Source organism: Limnospira sp. PMC 1279.21 (genome assembly GCF_032349615.1).
GTDB classification, from domain to species: domain Bacteria; phylum Cyanobacteriota; class Cyanobacteriia; order Cyanobacteriales; family Microcoleaceae; genus Limnospira; species Limnospira fusiformis.
On record NZ_JARPLU010000154.1, the window covers coordinates 1 to 10,855 of the forward strand.

The window sequence follows — 10,855 nt, forward strand, 5'->3', positions numbered from 1 at the left end:
CGCACGCATGATTGGATTTTACCATGAAGAATCCGACTTGATGAGTATGTCGTCAAGGAAATTTGGCATGGTCTGGGGTTTGACCGTATACTCATTATTGAGTTGCGAATCTTTTGGGGTATTGTACCTTATTGTCCTAAGATATTAAGCAAATCTTGGATTAAATTCTTGCTCCCAGATCATACAAATTAGCCGACCAATCACTCAAATAGCCATCAGTCTGATGATGGAAATTCTGGAGGTAGTAACCAGGATAGCCCTCCGTATCAATTTCCCGCGCAAATTCCTGATATCGCTTCTGATTAGCACGTTCTTGCATTTGCAGCATATCCCACCATAACAGCGGATAGTAGCGCAATATATCTTCTATCGGCGTATCAAACAAAATCGAGGCGGGATAAACCCCCCTTTCCGCCTCCTCCCAATCCCTTTGATATATTTTCTCCAAAGAGTCCCGAATTTTGTTAATCACCTCTGGTTTCAGAGGTTGAGGTCTACGCTCTGGGGTCGGTGGTGCTACCATCTCCAGCACTTGATTGCTCAAAGTTTTATGAGCCAAACTTAAAACGCTCTTGCTGTACTGAAACGCCTGATAAGTTAGTTGAGTTAAGGGATCTGACATGACCAGTGAAAAATCTCTAAATGTTAAGAATTGTAATTGATTTTAACAATTTTATCGAATCGGGGGGGTTAAACAAAAAATCACCCCCCTCTGGGGGTGACTGGCTAAGTCTCAGAATAGAAGTTCTGAAGATTAGCAATCGTAGTAGAGAGAAAACTCAAACGGGTGAGGACGTAACCGCATGGGGTTAACCTCATTATCGAGTTTGTAGGAAATCCAGTTAGTAACAAAGTCTTCCGTAAACACCCCACAATCCGTCAGGAAGGCATGATCATTTTCCAGAGCTTCCAGAGCCAATTCCAAAGAACCAGGAGTTGAGGGAATCTTGCGGAGTTCTTCAGGAGTCAGATCATAGATATCCACATCCAGCGGTTCGCCGGGGTCAATTTCGTTCTTAATGCCATCAATACCCGCACAGAGCATAGCCGCAAAAGCGAGGTAGGGGTTAGCCGTAGCATCAGGACAGCGGAACTCAAAACGCTTGGCTTTGGGGCTATCACCAGCCAGAGGAATCCGAACCGAAGCCGAGCGGTTTCCTTGGGAATAAGCCAAGTTCACCGGAGCTTCAAAACCAGGAACCAGACGCTTATAGGAGTTAGTGGTTGGGTTAGTCAGAGCCAACAAAGCCGGCGCGTGTTTGAGAATACCACCGATATAGTGTAAAGCCATTTGGCTCAATCCAGCATAGCCATCTCCTGCAAACAAAGGCTGACCACCTTTCCAGAGTGACTGGTGAGTGTGCATACCAGAACCGTTATCGTTAAAAACTGGTTTAGGCATGAACGTGACAGTTTTGCCATACTTTTTAGCAACGTTCTTGATGACATATTTGTAAATCATCAAGTTATCAGCAGCTTCTACCAGGGTTCCGAACTTAATACCCAGTTCGTTTTGTCCGCCTGTGGCTACTTCATGGTGATGCTTTTCAATGGGAACCCCACACTGAGCCATCGTTAGCAGCATCTCAGTCCGCAAGTCTTGCATAGTATCTGTGGGGGATACAGGGAAGTAACCCTCTTTATAACGGGGTTTATAGCCTAAGTTACCTCCTGGTTCTTCCCGACCAGAATTCCAACGGCCCTCAATGGAGTCTAAAAAGTAGTAACCAGAGTGTTGATTTTGGTCAAAGCGGACATCATCAAACACAAAAAACTCAGCTTCTGGACCTAAAAAGGCTGTATCGGCAATACCTGTTTCCTTCAAATAGTCAATCGCCTTTTGAGCAATCACCCTCGGACAGCGACTATACCATTCCCCCGTCCGAGGCTCTTTGATGCTACAAATCACGCTCAGGGTCGGTTCCGCCATGAAGGGGTCAAACCAGGCTGTTGTCGGGTCTAGCACCATCATCATATCGGATTCGTTGATGGCTTTCCAACCCCGAATACTGGAACCGTCAAAAGCCACCCCATCGGTGAAGGAAGTTTCATCAATCTGATCGTAGTATACGGTCAAATGCTGCCAGGTTCCTGGCATGTCGATAAATTTCAGGTCGATAACTTTAATACCTTGGTCTTGAATCATACTCAAGACTTCTTGGGCTGTCGTGGGCATATATCTCTCCTTAGAATTTCCACTATTTGAGGAGCTTACCAGATTTTCTGACGAAGCACATCTGGTTGATCATAGTGACTTCAATTGATTAAGTTTTGTATTGAGTGCTACACTATGACGCAACCTGGATCAAAATAATTTAAAGATAAAGATATCATAGGGAGATCGACTTGATGCGGGACGCAGTAACGAGCCTGATTAAAAATTACGACATTACCGGGCGGTACTTAGACCGAGATGCCATTGATAGCTTAAAATCCTACTTTGTCACCGGAACCGCACGGGTTCAAGCGGCAGCAACTATCACGGCTAATGCAGCAGAGTTGGTTAAGCAAGCTGCTTCTCAATTGTTTGGCGACCTACCTGAGTTAATTCGTCCGGGTGGAAATGCTTATACAACCCGTCGCTATGCAGCCTGTCTGCGGGACATGGATTATTATCTGCGCTATGCAACTTATGCTTTGGTAGCAGGCGATACAGATGTTCTTGATGAGCGTGTGCTACAAGGCTTGCGCGAAACTTATAATTCTCTTGGGGTTCCCATTGGTCCAACTGTTGTTGGTATCGGTATCCTCAAAGACTTGGTGACTGAGAAGGTTCAAGCTGCGGGTATTGAAGTGGGCGCATATTTGGAACAGCCCTTTGACCATTTGATCGCTGAATTGAGCGAAACTGACGTTTAAGATCATTTTCCAGATGGGGAAAATTTAACATAAAAAGGGGCGACATTAATTATTATATGTTCGCCTCTTGTTTTTTCGGGGAAAATTTAACAGTGACCAAAAGACCAATTGCGATTGATTTATTTGCTGGGTGTGGGGGGATGTCTCTGGGTTTGGAGGCGGCGGGGTTTGATGTGGCTGTGGCGGTAGAGTTTGATGCTGTTCATTGTTTGGTACATCATTTTAACTTTCCCTACTGTCATACAATATGCAGAGATATATCAAAAGTTACAAGCGCCGAAATTCTGGAGCAATTACAATTAAAATATCAAGATACACAAGTTGACTTGATTGCGGGGGGGCCTCCCTGTCAGGGATTTTCCCATATAGGTAAACGTCAACTTGATGACCCGAGAAATTCCCTGGTTTTTGAATATCTCAGAATGATTGCGGAAATTCAGCCCAAATACTTTATTTTTGAAAATGTGCCGGGTATCGCTACTGGCAAACATAAACGGTTTTTAAATGAACTAATTACTGAATTTGAAGCTATTGGCTACCAGATCCAAAAGCCGATTAAAATTCTTGATGCTAGTGAATACGGGGCTCCTCAAAAACGAAAAAGACTAATATTAATCGGTAGTCGATTCGATGTGAAAATAGCTGAATATCCTGCCACAAATAAATCGGAAATGTTCACGGTTTATCAAGCAATATCTGACCTAGAAAAGATAGATCATTTTACTAATTATGACCCAGGAATTTCTCCGGCTTTCCTAGAATATGAAGGCGATCGCAAAAAATATTCCTTAGTCCCTAGTGATAGTTTTTCGCTCTGCCATAAACGTACTATTGAGCCGACTGTTTATGGTCATGTTGGCTCGGTTCACACTCCCCTGTCGATCGCCAGATTTGCTGAGACTCCACCAGGTACAGTTGAACCCAAAAGTAGATTTTTTAAACTCTCACCTACGGGATTATGTAATACTCTGAGAGCAGGTACTAATAGCGATAAAGGAGCTTATACAGCACCCCGACCTATTCACTACTCTATCCCTCGATGTATCACTATTAGGGAGGCGGCTAGACTTCATACTTTCCCGGATTGGTTTCAATTTCATCGCACTATATGGCATGGATTTCGGGAAATTGGAAATGCGGTGATTCCGATTCTGGCTAAACAGCTTGGCGGGTCGGTAATTGATGCCCTGGGGGTAGATGTAAATCAGTTAAAATCAACAACTTTGGCACAAGTGCCGGAAAGTTTGTTATCATATAATATCTCTCAAGCCTGTAGTTATTGGGGAATCTCTGACTATGTTATACCCAAGAGAAAACGATTAAGATAAAATAATTTATTTTTGCCAAAAATAGTTAATCTAAGAAGTCTTGATGATATGAAACAACGTCTTGATACATTGCTAGTCGATCGCCATTTGTCAGACTCACGACAACAAGCCCAACGTTTGATTAGGGCGGGGGAGGTAATGGTCAATCGCCAAGTAGTTGATAAACCAGGTACAGAAGTAGATATTTCGGCGACTATAGATGTGAAAGCGCGATCGCCTTATGTATCTCGTGGCGGGGAAAAACTAGCGGAAGCGCTGGAGAAATTCGCGATCAATGTTACTGATAGAATCTGTATTGATGCTGGTATTTCCACGGGTGGATTTACGGACTGTCTGCTACAACGTGGGGCTAAACAGGTTTATGGTATTGACGTAGGTTACGGACAGGTAGATTGGCGACTTCGCAACGATCGCCGGGTGATTTTACGGGAACGCACCAACTTCCGCTATCTGACTCGGGAGCAATTATATCACCAAGAGGATTATACTAGAAACAGTTTTGCTGATTTGGGGGTGGTGGATGTATCTTTCATCTCCCTAACCAAGATTCTACCCGCCCTGTGGGAACTACTACAACCTCCACGAGAGGTGGTATTGTTGGTTAAACCTCAATTTGAGGTGGGGAAGGGTCGGGTTGGCAAAAAAGGGGTGGTGCGATCGCCACTTGATCAAGCCGAGGCAATTTTGGGGGTCGGGTCGAAGGCTGAAAGCATGGGATGGGAGTATCGGGGGTTAACAGCATCACCGATTCAGGGTCCGGCTGGTAACATTGAATATCTGTTATGGTTATCTGATCAAGGTGAAGCTATCCCCAGTTTAGATGCGATCGCCAAAATGACTGAATTCACTCAAATTCAATTCCAAAATGGTCAAGCAAAAAATTAAATTATCCCAACGTTCCCAACCACCGATTTCACCCATAAAGCGAGGCGCTAGATATCTGATCTGTGCTTTGGCTTATGTAACCTGCGGGGTGATTTTAGTAGCGATCGCTATTTCCATTAAAGTCATCGCCCTCCAGTTAGCCCATAGATTTGTGTATCCGATTTTTGTGTTTGGTGACTTATTAAGAGGGCTAGAAATTATTGAGTTATTAAATTTACTGGTTTTTGCCATACTGGGGATGGGATTGGGATTAGCAACCGGTTTGCTTCCCACCCGAGACAGTCGCCGAATCAGCACCATATTTTTAATTATTTTAGTGCCAGTTATTTTAGCCATTCCCCAATATATTAAATACGATCTATGGATTCAGGACATCTCCCAGCAAGACCAAATTAGCAACAGTCAAGCCATGACCATTGCTAACTCATTTTTAGAACGTCGCATTGGACATCAGGGAGTTTTGGGCTTTTATTTATATACAGGTCAATTTCCGATGATTCCCACCAGACAGTCACAAATGCAGGATTTAGATAGACTGGAAAAACAAGTTAACTCAAAATTTGTCAGAGTCAGCGGTATTCCCCCAACCATAGTTAATTGGTTAATGGGAATTTGCTTCTGGGGAATCAGATTATTTTATTTCTCGGTGGCGGCGATAACCGCTACGGCACATTTTCGGGAAGGTCTCAAAATTGTGGGGAGATAAAACCCATTGAGTTCCCGCAAGCCGGGGAAAATTAGCTATGATGATCATGGTGGTGGTTACAGTTGACTGAGATTTGGCTGAATTTACCTAAATTTGGGTGAATGCCTCAACCGGAATTGGGGAAAACTAAACTGTAGCAGAATTACAACCATGCAATCTAACGGTTATTTTATGGCTATTCCTAGTTACCTTATAATTCTGATTGTTGTCCTGGTCATTGTACCATCGGTGATAGCGGTTCTCCTGCGAATGGCGCTACACTATTATTTGATTGACCAAGGAAACCAAGTAATTAGACTCATTAACGGACAGCCTCTCAGGAAACCACCGAAAATAGTCAATTATTTAGAAACTCGACTAGCTGAAGCCAGCCAACAATTGGAACAAGTCAACACTCCAGCAATTATTGATCAGGTTTATAGTCAGCAGCGAGTTTTGTTGATTTCCTGCGAACAAATTGAACAATTGGGGCGCATTCTTCCCAATTTATTACTATCCTTTGGTTTACTGGGAACTTTTATTGGTATTACGATTAACTTATATTCCCTCAGTGAAACGGTCAGCACCACTAATGTCACTGACATTAGCAGTTTACTCCAGGATATTCAAACACCTTTACAGGGAATGGGAATTGCTTTTACTACCAGTTTAGCGGCGATTTTATTTAGCGCGCTTCTGGTGGTGATTAACTTCATGTTTAATACTAATCTGGCTAAGTATCGCTGGATGAGTGCTTTAGAAGACTATCTGGATAATATTTATCAACCTACTCTGAAAGGTCAAACGAAAACTGATAAAATTGTTCAAGAGATGGTGCAGGTATTTGACCAGTTTTTAATCCGTTTTGGTCAAGGTATCCAAACGTCTATCGAGACAGCATTTCGACAAAAGATTGATGAAATTTATGCAACTAACCTGAAAGCTAATCAACTGGCTGAACAGGTTTATAGTCGGTTAATTGATGCTTCAGTGACAGTGACGCAAAGTGCTAAGGATTTTCAAATTGCGGGCGATCGCTTTTTGGAAGTAGCGCGCGCTTTTGAACAAAGCGAGTTCCCCCAACAGCTTTCCAATGCTACTATCAACTTAGCCAATACTCAACGCAGTTTTTCCCAATCAGCTTCCGGGTTGGCTACCTCAGTACAATCGGTGGATTTAGCTGTTATTGAACTGCAAAACTACAGCAAACGCCTGATTAAATTTAGTGAACAAATCCAACAAACTAATCAAACGGCATTAAATTTATTAGAAACCCAGAATCAGAATCAACAATCATTTAATCATATCGTTGAACAGGTGCAAACTGCTTCCCAAGGGTTTCAATTGGCTGTAAATAACCTGGATAGCCTACAAAGGCGCATGGTGAATAAAACTGATAATCTGGAAGAAATTCAGGCGGAATTATCGAAGTTGGTAGTAGCTATGCAAACTTACAGCCAGGGAGTCAATACAGCAGTCGGCGGCGGAGTTGCTGCTAATTATCCAGGGAATTCGATTAATTCAATGGAGTTACAACCAGTAATTTCTGGGTTACAAGAATGTGTGAGTCATTTACAGGACACTAAAAATGAACTTTATCGACTCAGGCATACCATAGAAAAGCAATAATGTCAAGCATTAAAGCTGTAAATAATAAGATTTAAGAGGCAAAAAATATGCGTTATTCCCGTTCTAATCAGAAATCAGAAGAGTTTAACTTGTGGCCATCTTTTACGGATTTAATGGCTAATTCGTTTATGATTTTGAGCCTATTTCTGTTGTTAGCAATTATCAAGTCGATATTTATTCAAACGGTTTCTGATGCGACGGCTTCTCGTTCCGAACAATTAGAAGTACAAATGTCGGAATTACAAAGTAGACTACAACAGCAAACCACTCAGGTGACGGGACTGCAAGGAGAGGTAGCTAGGCTACAAACTGAACTGAGAAATAGAGGCGATCGCATTATGCAATTACAGGGAGAAGTGGAACGCCTCAAATCTCCACCAGTGATTGTATTGCGAGATTCATCATCACGAACATTTGACTCCGGTAGTGCGGTGATTTCGTTAGAATTAGGTGAGTTTATCGATAATAAATTAGTAGCACAAATTAAGGATTTTGCGGAAGATTATGAGGGATATGTGGTAGAAGTCATCGGTCATACTGACGGACAAGTTACAGGGGGCGGTTACAGCAACCTAGACCAAGTATTAGAAGAAGTTGCACGCAATAACCAAGCGGTTACTAGCCTAGTTCCTGGTTCTAATGCGGACTTAGGCTTAATGCGCGCTTTATCAGTTGTCCAAAGATTACAGGGAAATGAAGAATTGCAGTCATTAGGATTAACGTTTAAAGCATATTCGGCGGCGCAATTATATGAGGCTTCGGGAAATTATGCTTCTATTAACCGCACCTCTGACCCCAGTCGCCGCCGGATTGAAATTCGATTCACTCCCAAAGCTGTGGAACAATAATTTAAGGGTTAAAATGGGTTGTACAAGCCCAGACCTCAATTTTACAGTCTCCTTGACCACAGGCGACAATTGAACGCGCCTCAGCTTCGGCCCTATTTACAGCCCAAGCTGATCCAATATTAGAGCCATTAGTGGCGATCGCACCACAACCATTTTTAAACCATACCCGGATCTGACAATCAGCCTGTCCGCAGTATTCTAGGGCGTAACGTTGGGCTTGGGCGAGTGTGGGGTAGTCATGGGAGTAACCCCAGATAGCGGGGTTAGTGGTTGAAGTAGCGATCGCCCCGTAATGATCGCGATTTTGGGCAACAATAGCCCCAGTAGTGATACCTTCAAGCGCAATCAGAATTAACCCAGTCAGACTCAAACACTTAATCATCGGACTTGTACAGGTAGGAAAATAGTCATCACCTTCCCTTGCTGGGGTCGCTGTCGGACAACTAATTTCCCCCCAAGGGCTTGGAACAGATTTTTAGTGACATTTATATTTAAACTTAGACTACCGGTTTCTGGCTGCACCATCAAGACAGGTCCGATAGATTTTAGGGGAGACTTAGGCGCAACTGTAAAAGGGGAATGAGTTTGGGTGTGAGAATGGGACTCTAGCTGCAATTTCAACAACTGTCCGGCGAGTCTTACACCGACTTTAATATGGCTACCAGATGGTAGACTGCGGGTAAAGTTTTCGATCGCCCCGGTTAGCATTTGGTCTAATAAGGTCGGATCACTAACTACAGAGGGTAATTGTTTGGGTAAAATCACCTCTAGGGTATGATTCCGCTGGCTGGCTTGTTTTTGCCATCGTGGTAGTCCGTTTTGGAACACATCTCCTAAAGACATGGTGGTTAACTGCACTCCGGTATTGCTAGGAATTTCGCAAGAGGAGGGGGGATTTGGGGACATTTCCAATTCTACCGCCCGGAAAATCAGGTTAAAGCGATCGATTTGGATGCTACACTCGCGATCAATGGACTCTAAGCGTTTACGGACTACCTCTGGGTCGAAATTCGGACGCTTCAACAGTAGCCGAGTTAAGGTCAGAATTGTGGTTAAGGGGGTGCGAACTTCATGGGCGATCGCCTGTAATAATTCTGCCTGGGATTGTCTAATAGTGTAGTCTGTCCCGACTGATGACCCAACTGTTAATAGGTTTTCAGGTGATTGGGGAACAACTACGGTTTCGGAGGGGTTAGTTTTTGGCTGGGTTGGGCGATCGCATGGTAGGGCTGAGTTTTGCAGCAGCAAACGGCTAAACTGGGTCACAGTTTGATAATGGGGGGCGACTGGGGGAAATTGTGAGGCGATCGCATCTAGTTGAGTAATATAATGGTGATCGTGACTGGGGACGGTTGAGGACTGTTTAACCATGCGTTGGCGCAACAGCAACAGCGATCGCTTGACTAGATCTGGATCAAAAGAAAACAAAAACGCCGGATCGTTAGCAGGATTAACCCCTAACACCATCACTAGGCTAAATTCGGCGGTCAAGACTAAACAAAATCTCTCCCCCATAAGTGGATCGTCTCCAGATAAGGGAAAAGCTGACTGAAAGGGTAACTGATTAATTTTTTCTGCACAAACGGGAATATCCCCCTTGTGGGATGCGGGTAATAACCGAAATCCCCTTTCTCTTCCCCATACTGATCCTACAGACCCGAATTGCGATTCACAGGTCAAAATTAGGGTAGTGAAATCACTCGCTAGACGGGGATTCATTAATACCGGAGATGGACCAGAGATGACATAACCACGATGGGAATAAGGTGGGGGAATATCGCTGATCAGTTGATTGTCATTGGTTGATGAAATTCTCGGATATCTGGGGGGGGTCACTTCTAGGAATTGATTTAAGCTACGAATAGCCCCATACCAGTCGGCTTCGGCTTTCTGGCGGGAATAACGACTGCGATCGCCTATTAGGGCTTCACTAGCTAAAATTTCGCTTAAAGTTGCTACACTAAAATCACTCATAGCTTTCTCTCCATCGTTTCCGATTGATTAGCGCCATTCATATAATTACCCTGACTCTGGAAAATGAAATACTGAATATGGGTTAACTTATCCTATTTTCAGCATATCTGCTATTATGCTCCAGTAGATTCGTAGAACCGAACCCGTCACGCCGTAGAAACCGTTCGTTATCCTATTCCCCTCAGCCAGAACCTACCACTACACTGATTCACTCCACCAACAATTAAACTTATATCAATTTTGACTAAAATTTACCCGCCACGACGGATATTAGTAATTATCAGTATGATTCAATTTAAAAGTATGTTGAATTTGCGCGACAGCTAAGGGTAAGATGGCGGCGATCGCTTGCCAATTCTTACCCTACCGAAAAAACAGGTTTTCGGGATATTTATTTAATAGGTAATCGGTTCCCTGTTTTTACCCAAAAACCTGGTTAATTAATAGTGATTTGCAAATTTTACCCCTTATTAGAATCTTCTAAAATCGGCAGAATTTCATCAACAGGTAAGCCTAAAATTTCGGCGATCGCTTCCGAAGCATAACCCAGGTTATTCAAACGTAGGACAATGTTTCGCGTGATTTCTTCGCGACCTTCCTGGAGACCTTCCTGGAGACCTTCCTGGAGACCTTCCTGGAGACCTTCC

10 protein-coding genes and 1 pseudogene are annotated in these 10,855 nt (G+C 43.4%); 6 read left to right on the forward strand and 5 right to left on the reverse strand.

Annotated elements, in window-relative coordinates; genetic code table 11:
* Positions 1-160: 160 nt before the first annotated feature.
* Both P5683_RS19115 and glnA read right to left on the reverse strand, forming a co-directional pair.
* Positions 161-622, reverse strand: coding sequence for a hypothetical protein (locus tag P5683_RS19115; RefSeq protein WP_006626278.1), 462 nt, complete (start codon positions 620-622; stop codon positions 161-163).
* 132 nt (positions 623-754) lie between these two features.
* On the reverse strand, positions 755-2,176 hold the full coding sequence (gene glnA / locus P5683_RS19120; protein WP_006626280.1) for a type I glutamate--ammonia ligase: 1,422 nt from the start codon (positions 2,174-2,176) through the stop codon (positions 755-757).
* Between the two features lie 173 nt (positions 2,177-2,349).
* On the opposite strand from glnA, the gene apcB reads away from it, so the two are divergent.
* From apcB to P5683_RS19150, 6 genes are all read left to right on the forward strand, one after another.
* A complete protein-coding gene (gene apcB, locus P5683_RS19125) occupies positions 2,350-2,859 on the forward strand; it encodes an allophycocyanin subunit beta (protein WP_006626281.1) in 510 nt (169 codons plus the stop codon).
* Positions 2,860-2,951: 92 nt separating this feature from the next.
* Positions 2,952-4,187: a DNA cytosine methyltransferase gene (locus P5683_RS19130; protein WP_035760242.1), complete on the forward strand. Its 1,236-nt coding sequence runs from the start codon at positions 2,952-2,954 to the stop codon at positions 4,185-4,187.
* A gap of 48 nt (positions 4,188-4,235) precedes the next feature.
* Positions 4,236-5,072: a TlyA family RNA methyltransferase gene (locus P5683_RS19135; protein WP_006626283.1), complete on the forward strand. Its 837-nt coding sequence runs from the start codon at positions 4,236-4,238 to the stop codon at positions 5,070-5,072.
* A complete protein-coding gene (locus P5683_RS19140; protein ID WP_006626284.1) occupies positions 5,053-5,778 on the forward strand; it encodes a hypothetical protein in 726 nt (241 codons plus the stop codon). The genes P5683_RS19135 and P5683_RS19140 overlap by 20 nt, the downstream gene beginning before the upstream one ends.
* Positions 5,779-5,928: 150 nt before the next feature.
* Positions 5,929-7,386: a hypothetical protein gene (locus tag P5683_RS19145; RefSeq protein ID WP_006626285.1), complete on the forward strand. Its 1,458-nt coding sequence runs from the start codon at positions 5,929-5,931 to the stop codon at positions 7,384-7,386.
* 47 nt (positions 7,387-7,433) lie between these two features.
* Positions 7,434-8,234 carry a hypothetical protein gene (locus P5683_RS19150; RefSeq protein ID WP_006626286.1) on the forward strand — a complete coding sequence of 267 codons (801 nt, stop codon included), beginning with the start codon at positions 7,434-7,436 and terminating at the stop codon, positions 8,232-8,234.
* A gap of 1 nt (position 8,235) precedes the next feature.
* Here P5683_RS19150 and P5683_RS19155 read toward each other — a convergent pair whose 3' ends face one another.
* The 3 genes and pseudogenes from P5683_RS19155 to P5683_RS19165 all read right to left on the reverse strand — a co-directional run.
* Entirely contained in the window at positions 8,236-8,616 is a 381-nt protein-coding gene (locus P5683_RS19155; protein WP_006626287.1) for a DUF4189 domain-containing protein, read from the reverse strand.
* Complete coding sequence (locus tag P5683_RS19160; protein WP_006626288.1) at positions 8,613-10,208, reverse strand: sensor histidine kinase KdpD; 1,596 nt, start codon at positions 10,206-10,208, stop codon at positions 8,613-8,615. Before P5683_RS19160 ends, P5683_RS19155 begins: the two co-directional genes overlap by 4 nt.
* A gap of 460 nt (positions 10,209-10,668) precedes the next feature.
* Positions 10,669-10,855: pseudogene (locus tag P5683_RS19165) on the reverse strand (flagellar assembly protein H); the annotation flags it as partial.